The organism is Phyllobacterium myrsinacearum (assembly GCF_002980555.1).
Classification (GTDB): Bacteria; Pseudomonadota; Alphaproteobacteria; order Rhizobiales; family Rhizobiaceae; genus Phyllobacterium; species Phyllobacterium myrsinacearum.
Genome location: NZ_PVBT01000007.1, coordinates 54,179 through 74,118, shown reverse-complemented (window position 1 = coordinate 74,118; position 19,940 = coordinate 54,179). Strand labels below are relative to the sequence as shown.

The 19,940-nt window shown below is 61.4% G+C and carries 21 protein-coding genes; 15 read left to right on the top strand and 6 right to left on the bottom strand.

Annotation, left to right across the window (positions count from 1 at the left end):
• The first annotated feature begins 14 nt into the window (after positions 1-14).
• Positions 15-1,322, top strand: coding sequence for a DUF3422 family protein (locus C5750_RS20700; protein ID WP_245421186.1), 1,308 nt, complete (start codon positions 15-17; stop codon positions 1,320-1,322).
• Here C5750_RS20700 and C5750_RS20695 read toward each other — a convergent pair whose 3' ends face one another.
• Entirely contained in the window at positions 1,323-2,222 is a 900-nt protein-coding gene (locus C5750_RS20695; RefSeq protein ID WP_105736303.1) for a LysR family transcriptional regulator, read from the bottom strand. It abuts the gene before it with no gap.
• A 32-nt stretch (positions 2,223-2,254) separates the two neighbouring features.
• Entirely contained in the window at positions 2,255-3,454 is a 1,200-nt protein-coding gene (tet, locus tag C5750_RS20690; RefSeq protein WP_105736301.1) for a Tet(A)/Tet(B)/Tet(C) family tetracycline efflux MFS transporter, read from the bottom strand.
• A 68-nt stretch (positions 3,455-3,522) separates the two neighbouring features.
• Here tet and C5750_RS20685 point away from each other — a divergent pair, with 68 nt between their 5' ends.
• From C5750_RS20685 to glcF, 5 genes are all read left to right on the top strand, one after another.
• Positions 3,523-4,164: a TetR/AcrR family transcriptional regulator C-terminal domain-containing protein gene (locus C5750_RS20685; RefSeq protein ID WP_105736299.1), complete on the top strand. Its 642-nt coding sequence runs from the start codon at positions 3,523-3,525 to the stop codon at positions 4,162-4,164.
• 115 nt (positions 4,165-4,279) lie between these two features.
• On the top strand, positions 4,280-5,776 hold the full coding sequence (locus C5750_RS20680) for an FAD-linked oxidase C-terminal domain-containing protein (RefSeq protein WP_105736297.1): 1,497 nt from the start codon (positions 4,280-4,282) through the stop codon (positions 5,774-5,776).
• Between the two features lie 3 nt (positions 5,777-5,779).
• Entirely contained in the window at positions 5,780-6,352 is a 573-nt protein-coding gene (locus C5750_RS20675; RefSeq protein ID WP_105736295.1) for an ASCH domain-containing protein, read from the top strand.
• Positions 6,349-7,560 (top strand): glycolate oxidase subunit GlcE, encoded by a 1,212-nt coding sequence (gene glcE / locus C5750_RS20670; protein ID WP_105736293.1) that lies wholly within the window; start codon positions 6,349-6,351, stop codon positions 7,558-7,560. Before C5750_RS20675 ends, glcE begins: the two co-directional genes overlap by 4 nt.
• Position 7,561: 1 nt before the next feature.
• Positions 7,562-8,887, top strand: a complete 1,326-nt coding sequence (gene glcF / locus C5750_RS20665; protein WP_105736291.1) for a glycolate oxidase subunit GlcF — start codon at positions 7,562-7,564, stop codon at positions 8,885-8,887.
• Positions 8,888-9,034: 147 nt separating this feature from the next.
• Here the strand turns inward: glcF and C5750_RS20660 are convergent, their stop codons facing one another.
• The gene (locus tag C5750_RS20660; protein WP_105736290.1) at positions 9,035-9,829 is read right to left on the bottom strand and encodes a L,D-transpeptidase; all 795 of its coding nucleotides are present in this window, start codon (positions 9,827-9,829) and stop codon (positions 9,035-9,037) included.
• A 195-nt stretch (positions 9,830-10,024) separates the two neighbouring features.
• Here C5750_RS20660 and C5750_RS20655 point away from each other — a divergent pair, with 195 nt between their 5' ends.
• The 6 genes from C5750_RS20655 to msrA all read left to right on the top strand — a co-directional run bounded on the left by C5750_RS20655 (position 10,025) and on the right by msrA (position 15,469).
• Complete coding sequence (locus C5750_RS20655; RefSeq protein ID WP_105736288.1) at positions 10,025-10,672, top strand: DNA-3-methyladenine glycosylase I; 648 nt, start codon at positions 10,025-10,027, stop codon at positions 10,670-10,672.
• A 134-nt stretch (positions 10,673-10,806) separates the two neighbouring features.
• Complete coding sequence (gene hisS / locus C5750_RS20650; protein ID WP_105736286.1) at positions 10,807-12,321, top strand: histidine--tRNA ligase; 1,515 nt, start codon at positions 10,807-10,809, stop codon at positions 12,319-12,321.
• Positions 12,322-12,327: 6 nt separating this feature from the next.
• Complete coding sequence (locus tag C5750_RS20645) at positions 12,328-13,458, top strand: ATP phosphoribosyltransferase regulatory subunit (protein WP_105736284.1); 1,131 nt, start codon at positions 12,328-12,330, stop codon at positions 13,456-13,458.
• On the top strand, positions 13,455-14,153 hold the full coding sequence (gene hisG, locus C5750_RS20640) for an ATP phosphoribosyltransferase (protein ID WP_105736282.1): 699 nt from the start codon (positions 13,455-13,457) through the stop codon (positions 14,151-14,153). The genes C5750_RS20645 and hisG overlap by 4 nt, the downstream gene beginning before the upstream one ends.
• Before the next feature lie 112 nt (positions 14,154-14,265).
• Positions 14,266-14,760, top strand: a complete 495-nt coding sequence (gene msrB, locus C5750_RS20635) for a peptide-methionine (R)-S-oxide reductase MsrB (RefSeq protein ID WP_105736280.1) — start codon at positions 14,266-14,268, stop codon at positions 14,758-14,760.
• A gap of 22 nt (positions 14,761-14,782) precedes the next feature.
• Entirely contained in the window at positions 14,783-15,469 is a 687-nt protein-coding gene (gene msrA, locus C5750_RS20630) for a peptide-methionine (S)-S-oxide reductase MsrA (protein ID WP_105736278.1), read from the top strand.
• Positions 15,470-15,534: 65 nt separating this feature from the next.
• Here msrA and C5750_RS20625 read toward each other — a convergent pair whose 3' ends face one another.
• Together C5750_RS20625 and fumC are read right to left on the bottom strand one after the other, a co-directional pair.
• Positions 15,535-15,942, bottom strand: coding sequence for a DoxX family protein (locus C5750_RS20625; protein ID WP_105736276.1), 408 nt, complete (start codon positions 15,940-15,942; stop codon positions 15,535-15,537).
• A 108-nt stretch (positions 15,943-16,050) separates the two neighbouring features.
• Positions 16,051-17,442, bottom strand: coding sequence for a class II fumarate hydratase (gene fumC, locus C5750_RS20620; protein ID WP_105736274.1), 1,392 nt, complete (start codon positions 17,440-17,442; stop codon positions 16,051-16,053).
• Between the two features lie 159 nt (positions 17,443-17,601).
• Between fumC and C5750_RS20615 the strand changes: the two genes are divergently transcribed.
• From C5750_RS20615 to C5750_RS20605, 3 genes are all read left to right on the top strand, one after another.
• The gene (locus C5750_RS20615; RefSeq protein WP_158531266.1) at positions 17,602-18,378 is read left to right on the top strand and encodes a helix-turn-helix domain-containing protein; all 777 of its coding nucleotides are present in this window, start codon (positions 17,602-17,604) and stop codon (positions 18,376-18,378) included.
• Positions 18,379-18,448: 70 nt separating this feature from the next.
• On the top strand, positions 18,449-18,856 hold the full coding sequence (locus C5750_RS20610) for an SRPBCC family protein (protein ID WP_105736270.1): 408 nt from the start codon (positions 18,449-18,451) through the stop codon (positions 18,854-18,856).
• A gap of 10 nt (positions 18,857-18,866) precedes the next feature.
• A complete protein-coding gene (locus C5750_RS20605; protein ID WP_105736738.1) occupies positions 18,867-19,220 on the top strand; it encodes a VOC family protein in 354 nt (117 codons plus the stop codon).
• Between the two features lie 11 nt (positions 19,221-19,231).
• Here the strand turns inward: C5750_RS20605 and C5750_RS20600 are convergent, their stop codons facing one another.
• Positions 19,232-19,912, bottom strand: a complete 681-nt coding sequence (locus tag C5750_RS20600; protein WP_105736268.1) for a glutathione S-transferase family protein — start codon at positions 19,910-19,912, stop codon at positions 19,232-19,234.
• Positions 19,913-19,940: the final 28 nt, after the last annotated feature.

The window sequence follows — 19,940 nt, the reverse complement described above, 5'->3', positions numbered from 1 at the left end:
CCAAAGGGGCCGGTATGAAGGGGAAAAGACTGAAAACAGCGGCGGCATTTTCCAACGCGGCCACGGGGCCGGGCGTGATGGGCTTTCCGGGGCATGCGGAGCGTTGCGTGGCGCTGGGTGAAGTGCATGCGCGGCCCTATCCCCTGGTGGATACGCCGCGCCTTCTCATCCAGCTTGCCTTCATGACCGAAGGCGGTTCCACGGTCGATCATGCGGTTCTGGCGGAGCTCAGCCGCAGCATAGGCATAGCGCCTCCCGCGCGCGATGCCCGCCACCACATCATGCCCTGGGGCAACGGCACGTTGCGCTGGGAGCGGCATACGGAGTTCTCGACCTATCTGTGGGAAGGTCCGTTGCCGCGCGCCGGCCAGGCAGCACAGCATCCGTTCGGGGAGGGCTTCAATCCGCCGGGCACCGTGATTGACGGCGTGCGGCTGGAGATCATCCGCAAGGACAATGGCGCCGCGGCGCTGGTGGAGGAATTCGATCCGGCCAGCCTCTGCTACAGCGATGTCGAGACCGGGCGTGCATCCATCGTGACGGATTTCCGGCAGGACGGCGACGGCATGACCCGCATTCTGATCCTCGATGATGGCCTGTCGCCCGCCCGCGCCGGTGCCCTGTCGCAGCGTGTGATCGAAATTGAGACCTACCGGACCCTTGCCATGCTCGGCCTGCCGCTGGCGCAGTCCCTGTCGCCGCGCATTCGCCGCATCGAGGACCGCCTGGCGGGTCTGACCACGGAAATGCGCGCACCGGATGCCGATAATCACAAACTGCTCGATGAATTGACCTCCCTTGCCGCGGAACTCGAAGCCGATGCAGCCTCGAGCCTGTACCGGTTCGGGGCAAGCCGGGCCTATAATGGCATCGTGCTGGAACGGCTGGCCGCGCTGCAGGAGGAGCCGGTGACCGGCTATGAAACCTGGGCGGCGTTCATCCAGCGGCGCATGGCACCGGCCATGCGCACATGCCATTCTGTCAGCGGAAGACAGGAAAACCTGTCGGAAAAACTCTCGCGCGCCGCCACGCTGCTGCGCACGTCGGTTGACGTGGAACTGGAACGGCAGAACCGTGATCTCCTGAGCTCGATGAACCGGCGCGCGCAACTGCAGCTGCGCCTGCAGCGGACGGTGGAAGGCCTGTCGGTGGCCGCGATTTCCTACTATGTCGTGGGCCTGTTCTATTATCTTGCCAAGGGCGCCGAGGCCTATGTGCCGGAACTGCACTCATCGGTTGTCACCGCTGCCTTTGTTCCCATAGCGATCATTGCCATGTGGTTTCTGGTGAAATCGATCCGCAAATCCCACAATGACGACTGATCAGACCCGGTCCCATGGCGCCACTGGGCCGTAGAGCGCCGCGAGATAGTCGATGAACACGCGGACCTTCGCCGGCAGAAACTGCCTTGAGGGATAAATCGCGTAAATCGCGATGTTGTGCGAAGCGGCGTAGCCGGTCAGCACGCGGACAAGCTGGCCGGCAGCAAGTTCAGGCCCGATGTCCCAGGTGGAGCGCAAGGCTATGCCAAGACCGCCGAGCACCGCGGCGCGCACCACCTCGCTCGAATTGGTCAGGATCGGCCCGGTCGGGCGCAGGGATACGCTGCCATCCGGCCCGTTCAGCCGCCAGGGATCGCCGTTATGGGCGGCAAGACAGATATGATGGTCGAGGTCCGCAATGGAATGCGGGGTTCCGTGCTCGGCGATATAGCGCGGCGATGCAACAAGATATCTTTGCACCGGCGCGAGCTTGCGCGCCACCAGGCTGGAGTCGGACAGCTCCGCAATGCGGATGGCGAGGTCATAGCCTTCCCCGACAATGTCGGCAAATTCATCCGTCAGCATGAGATTGATGGACAGATCCGGATTGGCCCGCATGAAGGGTTCGAGATGCGGCGCAATATGCATGCGCCCGAAGGTGGTGGGCGCCGAGACTTTCAGCAGGCCGTGTGCCTGTTCGGAACGGCGCGATACGAAAGCTTCCGCTTCCTCGACACCCGACAGGATCGCCAGGACCCGCTCGTAATAGCCTTGCCCCGTTTCGGTCAGGGCAATTTGCCGGGTGGTGCGCTGCAGGAGGCGGGTGCCCAGCCGCTCTTCAAGCCGCCGCAGCCGCTTGGAAATGACGGCGGGCGACAGGCCGAGCTCCCGCCCCGCCGCCGACATGCTGCCGGATGAAACCACGCGCGCAAAAATTTCCATGTCATTCAGATGATCCATCGGCGCACTCTTTCCGCGGGATCAATCCAAGGTCAAGCCCCTGAAGGGCCTGCCGCCCGGCGATAGGCGATGGCGCGCAGCAGCGGAATGCAAGGAATGTACAGCATCGCAGCGGAAATCCAGACAAAGCCGCTCCAGCCGGGCCGGGTGGCAGCATAGATGGCGGTAAACGCCACCGGTCCGATGATGCCGGTCAGGCTTGTTGCGCCGGCAAGAATGCCCTGGACTTCGCCGAGCCTGGTTTCATCGACCTGCCGCGTGATGATCGACTGGAGCGCGGGGCTGGCGATGCCGCCCATGGACAGGAAGACAAGGATGGGCAGGACCATCCAGCTCTGGCTGGCAAAGCCCATCAGCACATAGCCGATGCCGTCCATGCCCATTCCAAGGATCAGCGTGCGCCTTTCGCCGAGCTTTTCAGTGATGGGACCGGTAAGCAGCCCCTGGACGAGCGCATGGCACAGGCCGAAGGCGGCCAGTGAAAGACCCACGGCCGAAACGCTCCAGGCGAACCGGTCCTGCGTGTAGAGGATCCACAGCGCTGCAGGCACCTGGCCGATAAGCTGGATCAGCGTGAACACCATGACGAGCGGTGTCAGGCTCCCGATGCCGGTCACCCGGCGGAAACCGCCAAGCGGATTGAGATTTTGGGCCGCAAGCGGCGCTTTCACACCTTTTCTGGTTTCCGGCAGGAAGAAAAGCGCGAGCAGGAAGTTGGCGCCGTTGAGCGCCATGGCCAGCAGAAACGGGTAGTGGATGCCGAAACCTCCGGCAATGCCGCCCAGCAGGGGGCCGGCAATGAAGCCGAGGCCGAAACAGGCGCCGATCATGCCAAACCGCTGCGCGCGGCCGTCTTGCGGGGTGATATCCGCGATGGCGGCGCTTGCCACGGACATGGTTGCGCCGGTAACCCCCGAAATGATGCGGCCGATATAAAGCAGCGGCAGCACCATGGCCGACGCCATGACCAGATAATCCGCCGTCGCCCCGGCGAGGGAGACAAGGATGACCGGCCGCCGGCCAAAGCGGTCGCTCAGCGCCCCCAGAAGCGGCGCGCACAGAAACTGCATCAGCGCATAGAGAGCAAGGAGAATGCCGTAATGCGCGGCAACGTTGTCCGCATGCGTCAGCCCCGTCAGGAGTTCCGGCAGGACGGGCATGATCATGCCCACGCCCACAGCATCAAGGGTAACCGTTGTCAGAATCACGATCAGGGGTTTGTCGAAAGTCATGGATAACTCTTATTTATCATTGATAAGTAACTGGACGCATATCCCTTATCGGTGATAAATTGTCAAGCATGGCAAAACGAAGTGATATCAAATTGCAGCGCGAGGCGGTCATCAGGACGGCCCTGGATCTGCTCGGCGAAACGGGCGTCGATGGCCTGACCACAAGGCGCATTGCGGCGGCTCTGGGGGTGCAGCAGCCAGCATTGTATTGGCATTTCAAAGACAAGGCCGCTTTGCTCGATGCGCTGGCCGAGGCCATGCTGGTGGAAAACCACAGCCGCTCCCTGCCGCTGCCGGATGAGGACTGGCGGCATTTCCTCATCGAGAATGCACGCAGCTTCCGGCGGGCCTTGCTCGCCTACCGCGACGGAGCCAGGGTCCACGCGGGGTCGCGGCCCAGTCCGGCACTTTACCCAGCCGTGGAAGCGCAGCTCGGTTTCATGGTTGCCGCAGGATTTGATATTGTGGCGGCCGGGTACATCCTGCAGGCGGCCGGGCATTATGTCGTCGGTTCGGTGCTCGAGCAGCAGGCCGCCATGGCGGCAAATGGTCTGCCCGGACACGGGACAGGGAGCGATATGGCGCCGGAGACAGGCGTGCAGTTTCCGCTGCTCGGTCAAGCCTTCAGGAAGATCGAGAATGTCTCGCCGGATGAAGGCTTTGAATTCGGGCTTGTCGCGCTTGTCGCTGGCTTTGAGAGTCTGCTGTGAGACGCGTCACTTTGGCTGTGTGCCGCCTCCATTCAACAGTTTAGACTGTTTACAAACTCGAATGGACACTGGTAAACATAATTTACCAGTTAAGGAGTTTGCTGGAGGAGGTTTCATGTCCGGATTGGTGATGCCGAAAGCCGATGCGGCGACCATGTCGCGCCGCAAGGAGATCGTTGCCGCCTTGCAGGCCATCGTTCCGGGCGAGGGGGTTGTCGACGTTGCCAGCGCAATGCGCGCGTTCGAGTCCGATGCGCTGACCGCCTATCGCCAGCTTCCGCTCGTTGTCGTTCTGCCGCAGACCGTGCGGCAGGTTTCGCAGATCCTCAAATACTGCCACGACAACACTGTGAAAGTCGTGCCGCGCGGGTCGGGAACATCGCTGTCCGGCGGCGCCTTGCCGCTCGAAGATGCGGTGCTGCTCGTCATGTCGCGGTTCAACCGCATCCTTGAAATCGATTATCCCAACCGCGTTGCCGTCGTGCAGCCGGGCGTGACCAATCTCGGCATCACCAAGGCGGTGGAACATGAAGGTTTTTATTACGCGCCGGACCCCTCGTCGCAGATCGCCTGTTCGATCGGCGGCAACGTCGCGGAAAATTCCGGCGGCGTGCATTGCCTGAAATACGGGCTGACGGCCAACAATGTCCTCGGTCTGGAGATGGTTCTGATCAGCGGCGAGGTCGTGCGGCTTGGCGGCAAGCATCTCGATTCGGAAGGCTATGACCTGCTCGGCCTGATGACCGGTTCGGAAGGTCTGCTGGGCGTGGTGACGGAAGTCACCGTCCGCATCCTGCAGAAGCCCGCAACGGCCCGCGCGCTGATGGTCGGTTTCCCCTCGAGCGAAACCGCCGGACAATGCGTTGCCGATATTATCGCCGCGGGCATCATTCCGGGGGGTATGGAAATGATGGATCGTCCGGCGATCCACGCCGCCGAGGATTTCGTCCATGCAGGCTATCCGCTCGACGTTGAAGCCCTGCTGATCATCGAGCTCGATGGTCCGGCGGTGGAGGTCAACCATTTGATCGACATGGTCGAGAAGATCGCCGGCAGAAACGGCGCCTCCTCCTGCATCATATCGCAGAGCGAAGAGGAGCGGATGACGTTCTGGGCGGGGCGCAAGGCGGCCTTTCCGGCGGTCGGGCGCATTTCACCGGATTACCTCTGCATGGATGGCACTATCCCGCGCAAGGAACTGTCGCAGGTTCTGGCGGGCATGCGGGCGCTTTCGGAAAAATACGGATTGCGCGTCGCCAACGTCTTCCATGCGGGGGATGGCAATCTGCATCCGCTCATCCTGTACGATGCCAATATTCCCGGTGAACTGCGCAAGGCGGAGGATTTTGGCGCCGATATCCTGCGGCTGTGCGTCAAGGTGGGCGGCGTTCTCACCGGGGAACATGGCGTGGGTGTCGAGAAACGTGAGCTGATGCCGGAAATGTTCAACGAGATCGATCTCAACCAGCAGATCCGCGTGAAATGCGCCTTCGATGACAAGCATCTGCTCAACCCCGGAAAGGTTTTCCCGCAGTTGCATCGCTGTGCCGAACTGGGGCGGATGCATGTCCACCGCGGTCAGGTGCCGTTTCCCGACATTCCGAGATTCTGACCGATGTTGTTCAGGGCACATACGCTCGAAGCCATTGCCCGCGGGGATGTCGATCTGGCATTCCGGCGCTGGACCCGGCCGACCGTGAAAACAGGATCGCGTCTGCGGACGGCCATCGGCTCATTGATCATAGGCGAGGTCTCTCTGGCCGCACCGGAAAAGATCACGGCGGACGAGGCGAAGCGGGCGGGATTTGCTGACGTTGCGGCCCTGGAGCGGGACCTGCGCCAGGGCAACGGCGCGATCTACCGTATAGCCATTGCGGGCGTGGACGTGGACGAGAGAATAGCCTTGCGCGAGGAGGCCTTGTCGCAGGCGGATCTTGCCGGCCTCGCGGACCGGCTCGCCCGCTGGGACAAGGCGGCGACGCAACCGGGCTACCACCGGAAGATATTGCAAGTGATTGCGGACCACCCGGAAATGGCGGCGGCGGATCTTGCCGCCCGGCTCGGCGTTGAAAAGCTCAAATTCAAGCGTGATGTGCGCAAACTCAAGGAGGTCGGCTTGACCATCAGTCTCGACATTGGCTACCGGCTCTCGCCGCGGGGCCGGAGCTTTCTGGGCGCGCTGACATGACCATATTCACCCCTTCAACCGAAGCCGAGATTGTCGAGGCGGTGCAGTGGGCATTGTCCGAGGGCGCACCGGTGGAGGTCTGCGGCCATGGGTCGAAGCGCGGTCTCGGCCGTCCGCTGCAGACCGAGCACACGATAGCCCTGTCGAACCATTCCGGCGTGACACTCTATGAACCGGATGAACTGGTATTGAGTGCCAAGGCGGGAACACCCATTGCGGAACTGGAGGCCTTGCTTGCGTCCAAGGGGCAGGCCTTTCAGTTCGAACCCATGGATTACGGGCCATTGCTGGGACAGGCGGCGGGGCAGGGCAGTCTTGGTGGTGTCCTTGCTGCCAATCTGTGTGGTCCGCGCCGGTTGAAGGCGGGATCGGCCCGCGATCACGTGCTGGGCGTGCGTGTTGTCTCGGGACGCGGCGAGCTGTTCAAATCGGGCGGCCGGGTGGTCAAGAACGTGACTGGCTACGACCTTTCCAAGGGCATGGCCAATTCCTGGGGCACCCTTGGTATCGCAACGGAAATCACCTTCAAGGTCCTGCCCGCGCCGGAGACGGAGACAACGCTCGTTGTGCGCGGCCTGATGGATGACGAGGCTGCACGGGCTATGGCCATCGCCATGGGATCGAGCGGCGAGGTGGCGTCCGCGGCGCACCTGCCGGTGAACATTTGCGGACGGCTTGTCGATGGCGTTCTGAAAGGCGAGGCGTCGACACTGCTGCGGCTGGAGGGGTTTGCGCCCTCCGTTGCTGACCGAGCGGCGATGCTGCGCGGCTTGCTGTCATCCGCTGGTGCCATTGAGGAACTGTCCGGTGAGATATCGCGCAAGCTCTGGCAGGAAGTGCGCGATGTCATCCCGTTTGCCGATGGAACCGAACGGCCGGTCTGGCGCGTGTCCATGGCGCCGATGGAAGCCTACAAGCTGGTGGCATCCATGCGCATGGGCGCTGCGGCCGATGCCTATTATGACTGGCAGGGCGGGCTGGTCTGGATGCGGCTCGACGGAGAACCCGAAGCGGAGGCAGTCCGGGCCCTCATCCGCAAATATGGCGGCGGCCATGCCACGCTGGTGCGCGCGCCGGATGCTGTCCGCGCCGCCACCCCCGTCTTTGAACCGCAGCCCGCAGCACTGGCGGCGCTGTCGAAGCGGCTGAAACAGCAGTTTGACCCGGACGGTATTCTCAATCCCGGCCGCATGGTTGCAGGAGTGTAGCATGCAGACCAACTTCACCCCGCAGCAGTTGCTTGACCCCGGTGTTGCCGAATCCGAAAAGATCCTGCGCAAATGCGTCCATTGCGGCTTCTGCACCGCCACCTGCCCGACCTATGTCACGCTGGGCAATGAACTCGACAGCCCGCGCGGGCGCATCTATCTCATCAAGGACATGCTGGAAAATGGCCGTCCTGCCGATGAGCAGATCGTCAAGCATGTCGACCGCTGCCTGTCCTGCCTTGCCTGCATGACAACCTGCCCTTCGGGCGTCAACTACATGCATCTGGTTGATCACGCCCGCGCCCACATCGAAAAAACCTATAAACGTCCGGTGATGAACCGTTTCATCCGGGCGCTGCTGGCGTTCGTTCTGCCGTATCCCCAGCGCTTCCGGCTGTCATTGACGGCGGCGAAACTCGGCCGTCCCCTGGCGCCGCTGTTCCGGTCCATCCCGGCACTGAAACCGGTTGCAGCCATGCTCGATCTCGCGCCGAAATCCGTTCCGGCAACATCGCGCTTTGCCGAGCCGGGCCTGCACAAGCCGGCACAGGAAAAGCGGGGCCGGGTCGCCATTCTGACGGGCTGCGCCCAGCCGGTGCTGAAGCCCGGCATCAACGAGGCGGCAATCCGTCTTTTGACCCGCCTCGGCGTTGAAGTTGTCGTGCCGAAAGGCGAGGGCTGCTGCGGCTCTCTCGTCCACCATATGGGGCGCGAGGAGGCTGCGCTGGACGATGCCCGCCGCAACGTCGACGTCTGGACGCGTGAGTTGAACACGGGCGGGCTCGACGCCATCATCGTCACGGCGTCGGGCTGCGGCACGACAATCAAGGATTACGGCCATATGCTGCGGCTCGATCCGGATTACCGCGACAAGGCGGCCGTCATCTCGGCGCTGGCCAGGGATATCACCGAATATCTGACGACCCTTAATCTGCCCGCGCCGCAACATCAGGCGGATCTCGTCGTCGCCTATCACTCCGCCTGTTCCATGCAGCATGGCCAGAAGCTGACACGGCAGCCGAAGGATTTGCTGAAGGCTGCCGGTTTCACCGTCCGCGAGCCCGCCGAGGGGCATCTTTGCTGCGGCTCCGCCGGAACCTACAACATTATGCAGGCGGAGATTGCCCGCACGCTGCGTGACCGCAAGGTGAAAAACATCGAGGCAACGGGCGCCAGCGTCATCGCCACAGGCAATATCGGCTGCATCACGCAGATCGCCAGCGCTGCGAAGCTGCCCATTGTTCACACGGTGGAGTTGCTGGACTGGGTCTATGGCGGGCCGCGTCCAGAGGGCGTGCCTGCGCCTGTCATGCGTGCTGCCGGATAGGCAAAAGAATGGCGGTGGCTCCCATGGAACCACCGCCCAGTTTCGGCACCGCCCCCGGTGCCGTCCCCACTAGAGCGGTTTGCGGCCATGTTGAACCAAATTCCCTCCGGCAGAACGATTCAATATGGCCGCAAACCGCTCTAACTCTCACATCACAACGACTTTCGTGCCGACTTTGACGCGTTCGTAGAGATCCGTGACATCTTCATTGCGCATGCGGATACATCCGCTGGAGACGGCCTGACCGATTGTCCAGGGTGCGTTGGTGCCGTGAATACGGTACAATGTATCGCCGAGATAGAGTGCGCGGGCGCCGAGCGGATTGGCCGGGCCGCCTTCCATGTGAACCGGGAGAATCCGGCCCTTTTCTTTCTCGCGCTCGATCATCGACGCGGGCGGGCGCCAGTCGGGCCATTCCGCCTTGCGGGTGATGTTGTTGGTGCCGTTCCAGCCGAACCCCTCCTTGCCGACGCCAACACCGTAGCGGCGCGCTTGGCCGTCGGCTTCGACGAGAAAGAGGAAACGCTGGGAGGTGTCGATGACGATGGTGCCGGGCGCCTGCGGGCCGCTATAGGCAACGGTCTGCGGCAGGAATTTCGGGTCCATGGCGCGCTTTTTGGGTTGCGCTTCGGCGGCAGGTTCGGCCGGGCGGCGGAATGACACTTCGCGCACGGCGGGGTTGGCCGCCTCTTCGGTCCGGGCCGGACGGCGCGCCTCGCGGCGATGCATGCTTGTTGCGCGTGCCGGCGGGTCGCTCAGGATAACCCGGTCACGAATATTCGCCGAGGTGCCGACGGGGCGCTCCCGCAGCTGCATCACCCAGGGCGCGGACAGATCGGGGCTCATGACCACCGGCGGCCGCGTGGCATAGCGCTCGCTGGCATTGGCGTGGAAGGCAAAGACGGTCAGGCAGGAGGTGGCAAGCAGCAACGCGGTCTTCATCGGACAATTCTCTTGGCAATCAACGCTCCTGACAGGATTTGTCAGGTTTCGGATTGAGTTTGCCCGCGCGGCGGTAGAAAAAAGTGAACGAGGATCAATAAAAAGCGATTCTTTCCGGAAACTATTTGTTGTGGTTACCGGATGGTTTCGGCGACTGGTTAATGCCAGGTGAACATGTTCCGGAAGGACAGGCAGATGACGGAAGAAGCGCTGGTAAAGACGGGTTTGATGACGGGCGAGGACGGGCAAACCAGATGTTCCTGGCCCGGCGCGCTGCCGGAATATATCCATTACCACGATCACGAGTGGGGACGGCCCGTCACGGACGACCGCCGCCTGTTTGAAAAGATATGCCTGGAAGGCTTTCAATCCGGCCTGTCGTGGCTGACCATCCTGCGCAAGCGCGAGAATTTCCGCGAGGCGTTCGACGGTTTCGATTTCGAACGCATCGCCCGCTATGGCGAGAAGGATATCGAGCGGCTGCTGGCCAATGCCGGGATCATCCGCCATCGCGGCAAGATCACCTCAACCATCAACAATGCCAGGCATGTCCTTGAACTCCTCGAGGAGAAAGGTTCGCTTGCCGCCTATTTCTGGAGTTTTGAACCACCGGTTGAAGAGCGCCCCAGCATTGTCGACTACGGCACGCTGATGGCCAATCCGACGACACCGGCATCGGTGCGTCTTTCCAAGGATTTGAAAAAACGCGGTTTCAGCTTTGTCGGCCCGACCACCATGTATGCGCATATGCAGGCCATGGGGCTGGTGAACGACCATGTGGAAGGCTGCAAATGCCGGGCGGAGATCGAAAAAATCCGCGCGAACTTCAAGCGGCCTGTCTGATCCACCGGCAGGAAACTGAAAACGGCCCGTGAACCCGCTTTGCTGCGGCAATTGCGAGCCGGTAATTCCTTGCCCTCCATGCCCTGATCGGTTAGAGCAAACTCCAATTCACTTCAGGGTATCGGATCAAAATCATGACAACGAAGGCAGACAGGTTGAAGGCGCGGCTGCCGCGCGGTTTTGTGGATCGGGTTCCCGATGATCTGCGTGCAGCCGAAACGATGATGGCTGATATCCGCAAGGTCTATGACCTCTATGGTTTCGAGCCGGTGGAAACGCCGCTCGTCGAATACACCGATGCGCTCGGCAAGTTCCTGCCCGACCAGGACCGGCCGAACGAGGGCGTGTTCTCCTTCCAGGACGATGACGAGCAGTGGCTGTCGCTGCGCTACGATCTGACTGCGCCACTCGCCCGTTACGTAGCGGAGAATTTCGAGAGCCTGCCAAAGCCCTATCGCAGCTACCGCGCGGGCTGGGTGTTCCGTAACGAAAAGCCGGGTCCCGGCCGTTTCCGCCAGTTCATGCAGTTCGATGCCGATACGGTCGGCGCGCCCTCCGTCTCGGCGGATGCGGAAATGTGCATGATGATGGCCGATGTGATGGAAGCCGTCGGCATCAAGCGCGGCGACTATGTCATCCGCGTCAACAACCGCAAGGTGCTCGACGGCGTGCTGGAGTCCATCGGCCTCGGCGGCGATGACAAGATGGGCCAGCGTCTGGTCGTCCTGCGCGCCATCGACAAGCTCGACAAGTTCGGCGCCGACGGTGTGCGTTTGCTGCTTGGCAAGGGCCGTCTTGACGAAAGCGGCGACTTCACCAAGGGCGCGGGCCTCGACGAGGCGGCGATCACCAAGGTGCTGGCATTTACCTCCGCTGGCGGTGCCAATGGCAGCGAAACCATTGCCAATCTGGAAGCCGTTGTCGCCGGCAACGACAAGGGTGTCGAAGGCGTTGCCGAACTCGCCACCATCGAGGCCCTGTCGTCGGCAGCCGGTTATGGCGCACGCATTCGCATTGACCCGTCCGTGGTGCGCGGTCTCGAATATTATACCGGTCCGGTGTTCGAAGCCGAACTGACCTTCGACGTGACCAACGAGAAGGGCGAAAAGGTCGTTTTCGGTTCCGTCGGCGGCGGCGGCCGTTATGATGGTCTGGTGTCGCGTTTCCGCGGCGAACCCACGCCGGCAACGGGCTTTTCCATCGGCGTATCACGCCTGATGACGGCCCTGAAGAACCTTGGCAAGCTTGACACGTCGGATAATGTCGGGCCGGTCGTCGTGCTGGTCATGGACCGCGACACGGCAAGTCTCGGCCGCTACCAGAAGATGGTTTCGGACCTCAGGCAGGCGGGCATTCGCGCGGAAATGTATCTTGGCGGTTCCGGCATGAAGCCGCAGATGAAATATGCCGACCGGCGCGGCGCACCCTGCGTTATCATTCAGGGTTCGCAGGAACGCGACAATGGTGAAGTGCAGATCAAGGACCTGATCGAAGGGGCGCGTCTTTCGGCCGAGATCGAGGACAATACCGTGTGGCGTGAAGGCCGTCAGGCACAGATCACTGCCAGGGAAAGCGATCTCGTGGCGGAAGTGCGCAAGATTCTCGAAGCCCAGGCTGAGGATCGTGCCAACGCCGCGAAGGCAGGCTGATCTGATATGACCGGTTCCCGTGCTCCTGTCTTTGCCAGTGATCTCGCCGCGCTGATTTCAGCGCGGGATGCGGAGCTTGTGGATATTCCGGTCATTCAACCGGCTGACCAGTTTCTCGATATGGCGGGCGAAGACTTGCGCCGCCGGATTTTCCTCACCGAGAACGAGAATGGCCAGAGCCTGTGCCTGCGCCCGGAATTTACCATACCGGTCTGCCGCAACCACATCGAGCTGAATGCCGCCACACCCAAGCGCTATGGCTATCTCGGCGAAGTCTTCCGCCAGCGGCGTGAGGGCGGCAACGAATTCTTTCAGGCCGGGGTTGAGGATCTGGGCGATGCCAACCGCGCCCGCGCCGATGCCCGGTCGCTGGCAGACGCCATTGCCTCCATCCGTCTCGTCGCGCCGAAGGCCGAGCTTGAAACGCTGCTCGGCGATCAGGCGATTTTCGAAGCGGTTCTGGCGGCACTCGGCCTGCCGCGCGGCTGGCAGAAAAAGCTGGCGCGCGCCTTTGGCAATCCGGGCCAACTCAAAAGCCTGCTTGCCGATCTCTCGTCCAGCCAGAAGAACGGTTCTCTGCCCGACCATCTCACTGCGCTGGTTGCAGACGGCGACGAGACCGGACTTGCCGCCGCGCTGGAGCAGGACATGCAGGTGGCGGGTCTGTCGCCCGGTGCCGGGCGCAGCCCGCAGGAGATTGCGCGCCGCCTGATCGAGAAGGCCAATCTGGCCTCGGTCAAGCTGCCGGCGCAGGCCTTTGCCGCGCTCGAAACTTTTCTTGCCATACGCGTGCCGTTGCAGGCTGCGTCGTCCCATCTGCGCACGTTCTCGCGTGCCAATGAATTTGACCTCGGTCCTGCTCTCGACCAGTTCGAAGCCCGGGTTGTTGCCGTGCGCGAAGCGGGGATCGAGCAGGAAAATATCGTCTACGACGCTGCCTTTGGCCGCCCGCTCGATTATTACACCGGCCTTGTCTACGAAACCCGCGCACTGAACAGCCCCGACCTCGGCGCCATCGTCGGCGGCGGGCGCTATGACCGGCTTTTGACCATGCTCGGCGCGGTCGATTCCATTCCCGGCGTCGGTTTTTCGATCTGGCTCGACCGGCTGGAGAAAATTGCCGGAGAGGCGCAATGACCATCACGCTCGCGCTTCCCTCCAAAGGCCGCCTCAAGGAACAGGCACTGGACGTGCTTGAAAAGGCCGGACTGAAGGTCATCCTGCCGAAAGATCAGCGCAATTATCGTGCGCAGGTTGAGGGCGACAGCAGGATCGACATCCTGTTTCTGTCGGCCTCCGAGATTGCCCGCGAGCTTGGCTATGGCAGCGTCGATCTCGGTGTGACAGGCGAGGACCTCATCCGCGAGAGCCTGTCCTCCGCCGACGAGCGCGTGCAGATCGAAGCGCGGCTGGGGTTCGGCCATGCGGATGTGGTCGTGGCCGTGCCGGAAGTCTGGTACGACGTGTCGACGATGGCTGACCTTGACGATGTGGCAGCCGAGTACCGCCAGCGTCACGGCAGGCGCATGCGGATCGCCACCAAATACTGGCGCCTCACTCAGCAGTTTTTCTCGCAGATGCACGGTATCCAGGTCTACCGCATCGTTGAAAGCCTTGGCGCCACCGAGGGCGCGCCCGCATCCGGCTCCGCCGATATCATTGTCGATATCACCTCGACCGGTTCGACCCTGCAGGCCAATCATCTGAAAGTGCTGGAAGACGGCATCATCCTCAAATCGGAGGCGTGCCTGGTTTCCTCGCGCCGCAGTGCCGATCCAGCGGCCGTTGCGGCCCTGGCGCAGCGCATACAGGCGGCGATAGCGCACGGCTAAGCATCAACTATCCGTGATATTGCGCGGGCCCTGTAACTTTTGTTGCCTCCCGTACGTATTCCCCTGCAGATGACTGGTATGTTTCGGTCATCCTGTTCAGGGAGACTTTGTCATGATGACACGCCGATCGCTTTTTGGCGGTGCTGTTCTGGGACTTGGAGCGCTGCTTGCCGCACGCTTTTCCACCCAGCCCAAGGCCTATGCAGCCGGCACGTTTGAGGTCGAGCACACGGATGCCGAATGGAAGAAGCTGCTCACATCGGACCAGTATGACGTGCTGCGCCGGGAAGGCACGGAGCGCCCGTTCTCAAGCCCGCTCAACCACGAAAAGCGCAAGGGGACCTTTGCCTGCGCCGGGTGTGATCTGCCGCTCTTCGATTCCGATACGAAATTTGACAGCGGCACCGGCTGGCCGAGTTTCTGGGCGCCGATCAAGGGAGCCGTGACGGAAGTGTCGGACAGTTCGTTCGGCATGACACGCACCGCCGTCAATTGTCACCGCTGCGGCGGCCATCTCGGCCATGTCTTTGACGACGGGCCGCAGCCGACCGGTCTGCGCTATTGCATGAACGGCGTTGCCCTTACCTTCAAACCAGCTGCCGCCTGATATCCGGGAAAGGATCATCGATATGAAATTGCGTCAAATTCTGCTCGCCTCCTGCCTCATCTTTACGCCGGCCACCGCCTTTGCCGAAAGCATCACCATGGTGCCGCCACCCGCTATCGACCAGACGGCAACCGCAAAGACGGAAACGATCGTTCTCGCCGGCGGCTGCTTCTGGGGCGTGCAGGGTGTCTACCAGCACCTGAAGGGCGTCACCAATGCCGTATCCGGTTATTCCGGCGGCAAGAAGGAAACCGCGAGCTATGAGACAGTCAGTTCCGGCAACACGGGCCACGCGGAATCCGTCGAGGTGACGTTCGATCCCAAGGTGGTCAGCCTCGGCAAGATCCTGCAGGTCTATTTCTCCGTGGTGCACAATCCGACCGAACTGAACCGGCAGGGGCCGGATTCGGGAACACAGTACCGCTCGGCGATTTTCACCACCAATGAGGATCAGGCGAAGATTGCCCAAGCCTATATCGCCCAATTGGACAAGGTAAAGGCCTATTCGGGACCGATCGTCACCAAGATTTCCGCGCTGGATACATTCTATCCCGCGGAGGGCTATCATCAGGATTATGCAACGCTGCATCCGTCGCAGCCCTATATCGCCTATTACGATCTGCCGAAGATCGAGGGCCTCAGCAAGTTCTTCCCGCAGGATTACCGGGACAAACCGGTTCTGGTGAGCGAAGCCAAGGCTTCGAACTGACCGGGAAAACCGGGCAATAAAAAAGGCCGCGTTAAGCGGCCTTTTTCATGAAACCTCGATTGATTTCAGCGAAGCTTGGCATCGACCGAAAGCGAGCCTGCACCATGCTGGGCCAAAACGAAGAAACCGCCGGCGATAGCAAGGTTCTTGAAGAACTGGATGCTTTCGAACGGTGCCCAGTGACCGACATAGGCGGCGCCGAGCGTGAAGAGGCCGAGAAGAATGGCGGCATAGCGTGTCTGGAAGCCGAAGAGAACGGCAAGGCCGCCCACGAGTTCGACGAGACCGACGATAACAGCTGTTACCGTTGGCAGCGGCAGGCTCTTGGCTGCAAAATATTCAGCCGTACCGGCCAAGTTGGTCAGCTTGCCATATCCCGCCGGGATGAACAAAAGGGTCAGCAGAATGCGGCTGATCAGCGTGACGATGGCATTGCTGGACGTTGTTGAGTTGGCAAGTGCGTTGTCTGACATGGGATCGTTCTCCAGAGTTTGTCGTGACAACCGAATATCTAAATTCGATTGTCAAACAAAGCCACTATTTTCTCGACGCATTGTTCACAACGAAATGATTTTCTCTTCTCATTCCGGTGCGATCATGCGTTCCGGGCGAACGAGGCGGTCATAATCCTCGGCCGAAACGTGGCCGCTGGCCAGTGCTTCCTCGCGCAGGGTTGTGCCATTCTTATGGGCGGTCTTGGCGATTTTGGCGGCATTGTCATAGCCGATGGCGGGCGCAAGCGCCGTCACCAGCATCAGGGAACGCTCGAGCAGGTCCTTGATCCGCACTTCATCCGCTTCGATGCCTTCGACGCAATTGTCGGCGAAGGACACCATCGAATCCGCAAGCAGACGGATCGACTGCAGGACGTTGAGGGCAATGACCGGCTTGAAGACATTGAGTTCGAAATGGCCCTGGCTGGCTGCGACCGTGACGGTCGTCTGGTTGCCGAATACCTGTGCGGCCACCATCGTCAGCGCTTCGGCCTGCGTGGGGTTGACCTTGCCCGGCATGATCGACGAGCCCGGTTCGTTTTCCGGCAGCTTCAGCTCGCCCAGGCCGGAGCGGGGGCCCGAACCCAAAAAGCGGATGTCGTTGCCAATCTTGAAAAGATCGGTGGCAAGGGCATTCAGGCTGCCATGGAAATTGGCGAGTGCGCCATGGCTGGCAAGCGCTTCGAACTTGTTCGGTGCCGTCCTGAAGCTGAGGCCGGTGATATCAGACACGGCTTCGGCAAAGCCCGTGTCGAAACCAACCGGCGCATTCAGGCCGGTGCCGACGGCCGTGCCGCCCTGCGCCAGCAGGAACACATCGGCAAGGCTCTGTTCGATGCGCTTGCGGGCATATTCCAACGCGGCGCGATAGCCGGAGAATTCCTGGCCGAGCGTGACCGGTGTTGCGTCCTGGGTATGTGTGCGGCCGATCTTGATGATATCGGCAAAGGCCTTTTCCTTCTTCGCCAGGGCGGCGGTGAGATGGTCAAGGGCAGGATAGAGCCGCTTGGTCGCCTCGACGGCGGTGGCGATATGGATGGCGGTCGGGAACGTGTCGTTCGACGACTGGCTCATATTGACGTGGTCGTTCGGATGAACCGGCTTCTTCGAGCCCTTTTCCCCGCCAAGCATCTCGATGGCGCGGTTGGAAATGACCTCATTGGCATTCATGTTCGACTGGGTGCCGGAACCGGTCTGCCAGACGACGAGCGGAAAATGATCGTCCAGCTTGCCTTCGATGACTTCTTCCGCTGCGACGGTGATGGCGCGGCCGGTCACCTCGTCGAGCTTGCCGAGCGCCATGTTGGTCTCGGCGGCAGCGCGCTTGACGATGCCGAGGGCGCGGACGAGCGGGATCGGCATTCTTTCGCCGCCGATCTTGAAATTATGCAGCGAGCGCTCGGTTTGCGCGCCCCAGTATTTGTCCGCGGCGACTTCGATGGGACCAAACGTATCTGTTTCGGTGCGGGTATTGCTCATCGTGCTTTCTATCCTGTTGGAAGTTGCCGGAAGAACTACTGCTAACCTCCGCGCGAGGCAAGGTTTGCCAGGAGAATGTTGTTCTGGAAATCGTTCGGCAATGGGATAAAATCGATTATACGGCGTTCTGCGCAAACGAAAATTTCAGCGGGGTTCCCCATGAATTCACACCAGGAGACGCCTGTTCTTGCCAATTGCTCGGGGCAGTATCGTGAGTCGGTGCCCCAGGCGGCGCTCAAGCCGCATTTTCTCTGCGTCTGGAGCCATGTGAGCCCACATGCCGGGGGAAAGCCGGTGACGGTTGTTCCCGATGGCTGCGTCGATATCCTGTGGTCGCAAGGCCGCTTGAGCGTCGCCGGGCCCGACATCGCACCCCATGTGGTCGACCCCGGCATAACCAGCGTCGTCGGCCTGCGCTTCGCGCCGGGTGCTGCCGCAAAATGGCTTGGCCTGCCCATGTCCGAACTCGTCGGCTTGCGCGTTGATCTCAGTGAATTGTGGGGCACAAAGGCTGCCGCGCTTGTGGACGCCCTGAGCCCGGCACAATCCGAAGCGGATGCCATGCGGCGGCTGGAAGCGGGCATCGCCGCAATGGCGGGCGCGATTGACCGGCCTGATGCGGTTATGTCCCATACCTTCTCGGTGCTTGGCCGGGTGGGCGAGGGGTCGCATGTCTCCCGGCTTGCCAGCCATCTCGACATGAGTGCGCGCACCTTGCGGCGGCACTGCCGGACCCATTTCGGCTATGGCCCAAAGACACTCGAACGCATCCTGCGCTTTCAGCATTTCCTCCATCTGGCGCAATGTACACCGGAAAGCAGCCTTGGCATGCTGGCCTTCGAGGCGGATTATGCCGATCAGGCGCATCTGAGCCGGGAGGTAAAAGCGCTGGCGGGCATTTCGCCCGGCGACGTCGTGCAGCAGATGGCCGCCTGATTGGCCGTTTTGTTCAAGACAGGGCCGGCGGGATCAACGATAGGTAACGTGCAAATGGGGAGGACAGGCCGTGGTGACGCGTGACTCGCGAACTCTACAGGTTTCCATCGAACGGGATTGGCGCGCGGTTTACGACTTCGCGTCCGATCCGGAGAATGTGCCGAAATGGGCATCCGGGCTGGCATCCGGTTTGCAGAAACTCGGCGACGAATGGCTTGCGGACGGCCCGGCCGGGAAACTACGCATCCGCTTCGCCCCGCTGAATGCCTATGGGGTGCTGGATCATTGGGTCGTGACGGAGACCGGCGAGGAAGTCTATGTGCCGTTGCGCGTGATCCCGAACAATGATGGCTGCGAGGTCAGTTTCACGCTGTTCCGCATGCCTGAGATGAGCGACGGGAAGTTTGCCGAAGACGCCGCCTGGGTTTTGAGAGATTTGACGGCATTGAAAGCCGTTTTGGAAACACCACAGACATGAAGGACAGATGATGGCTCCATCGGGCAAGGACAAACGGATCGACTATATCGAATTCAACGTCAGTGATATCGGCCGCATGCGGGCCTTCTATGGCGCGGCGTTCGGCTGGACTTTCAAGGATTACGGGCCGGAATATTGCGAATTTTCCGACGGCAATCTCACCGGCGGCTTTGCTGCAGGCGGTGATGCGCGGACCGGCGGGCCGCTGGTCATTCTCTTCGCCGATGACCTTGCCGGTGCTCAGAAGCGCGTCGAAACAGCCGGCGGAAAAATCGTCAAGCCCATTTTCGATTTCCCGGGCGGCCGGCGCTTTCACTTCGCCGACCCGGATGGCTACGAGCTTGCGGTCTGGTCAGACCAATAGCCGGGACACGCTCAGGCGGCCAGCTTCAGCATGTGCGCATCGTAGCGCTCCATGAACTGGCGCAGCAGCTGCGGATATTCCGGCGTGACCGCAGCCTTGACACTCGCGCGCTCCGACAGGGCGCGGCGCCACGCACGCACGTTCGGGTAAGCGGCAAACACGCCGTGATCGCCGAGTGCATCGAACGTATCGAAGTAGCGGAAAACCGGAGCAAACACCGCATCGACGAGGCTGAATTTTGCTCCGGCAAAGAACGGCCCGTCGCCGAGAACCTCTTCGAGGCGGGCAAACTTGGCTTTCAGTGTCGCGAGCTTGTCGTTGAACAGCGCTGCGTCTTTGGTGGTTTCCAGTGACCAGATATCCGAAAGGATGGTCGAGCCGAATTCCATCCAGCCGCGATGGCGGGCCCGGTCGAGGGCATTGTCGGGATGCAGGCGCGGTTCACCCTCGGTCTCTTCGATATATTCGGCAATGACCGAGCTTTCAAACAGGATGGCCTCGCTGCCGTCGTCCTGTTCCACCTTGAGGAGCGGGACCTTGCCCAGCGGCGATATCTTGAGGAACCAGTCCGGCTTGGCATTGAGATCGATATAGATCTTGTCGAAGGGCACGCCTTTTTCCGCCAGTGCAATCGCCGCGCGCTGCACGTAGGGGCAAAGGAGATGGCTGATGAGGGTAAGCTTCTTGGTCATGGCGGGTCTCCCTGTTCGGTATGGCTGA

Excerpts from the sequence above, each read along its gene's own strand:
- C5750_RS20700 (WP_245421186.1), top strand. The coding sequence starts at position 15 with ATGAAGGGGAAAAGACTGAAAACAGCGGCGGCATTTTCCAACGCGGCC.
- C5750_RS20695 (WP_105736303.1), bottom strand. The coding sequence starts at position 2,222 with ATGGATCATCTGAATGACATGGAAATTTTTGCGCGCGTGGTTTCATCC.
- tet (WP_105736301.1), bottom strand. The coding sequence starts at position 3,454 with ATGACTTTCGACAAACCCCTGATCGTGATTCTGACAACGGTTACCCTT.
- C5750_RS20685 (WP_105736299.1), top strand. The coding sequence starts at position 3,523 with ATGGCAAAACGAAGTGATATCAAATTGCAGCGCGAGGCGGTCATCAGG.
- C5750_RS20680 (WP_105736297.1), top strand. The coding sequence starts at position 4,280 with ATGTCCGGATTGGTGATGCCGAAAGCCGATGCGGCGACCATGTCGCGC.
- C5750_RS20675 (WP_105736295.1), top strand. The coding sequence starts at position 5,780 with ATGTTGTTCAGGGCACATACGCTCGAAGCCATTGCCCGCGGGGATGTC.
- glcE (WP_105736293.1), top strand. The coding sequence starts at position 6,349 with ATGACCATATTCACCCCTTCAACCGAAGCCGAGATTGTCGAGGCGGTG.
- glcF (WP_105736291.1), top strand. The coding sequence starts at position 7,562 with ATGCAGACCAACTTCACCCCGCAGCAGTTGCTTGACCCCGGTGTTGCC.
- C5750_RS20660 (WP_105736290.1), bottom strand. The coding sequence starts at position 9,829 with ATGAAGACCGCGTTGCTGCTTGCCACCTCCTGCCTGACCGTCTTTGCC.
- C5750_RS20655 (WP_105736288.1), top strand. The coding sequence starts at position 10,025 with ATGACGGAAGAAGCGCTGGTAAAGACGGGTTTGATGACGGGCGAGGAC.
- hisS (WP_105736286.1), top strand. The coding sequence starts at position 10,807 with ATGACAACGAAGGCAGACAGGTTGAAGGCGCGGCTGCCGCGCGGTTTT.
- C5750_RS20645 (WP_105736284.1), top strand. The coding sequence starts at position 12,328 with ATGACCGGTTCCCGTGCTCCTGTCTTTGCCAGTGATCTCGCCGCGCTG.
- hisG (WP_105736282.1), top strand. The coding sequence starts at position 13,455 with ATGACCATCACGCTCGCGCTTCCCTCCAAAGGCCGCCTCAAGGAACAG.
- msrB (WP_105736280.1), top strand. The coding sequence starts at position 14,266 with ATGATGACACGCCGATCGCTTTTTGGCGGTGCTGTTCTGGGACTTGGA.
- msrA (WP_105736278.1), top strand. The coding sequence starts at position 14,783 with ATGAAATTGCGTCAAATTCTGCTCGCCTCCTGCCTCATCTTTACGCCG.
- C5750_RS20625 (WP_105736276.1), bottom strand. The coding sequence starts at position 15,942 with ATGTCAGACAACGCACTTGCCAACTCAACAACGTCCAGCAATGCCATC.
- fumC (WP_105736274.1), bottom strand. The coding sequence starts at position 17,442 with ATGAGCAATACCCGCACCGAAACAGATACGTTTGGTCCCATCGAAGTC.
- C5750_RS20615 (WP_158531266.1), top strand. The coding sequence starts at position 17,602 with ATGAATTCACACCAGGAGACGCCTGTTCTTGCCAATTGCTCGGGGCAG.
- C5750_RS20605 (WP_105736738.1), top strand. The coding sequence starts at position 18,867 with ATGGCTCCATCGGGCAAGGACAAACGGATCGACTATATCGAATTCAAC.
- C5750_RS20600 (WP_105736268.1), bottom strand. The coding sequence starts at position 19,912 with ATGACCAAGAAGCTTACCCTCATCAGCCATCTCCTTTGCCCCTACGTG.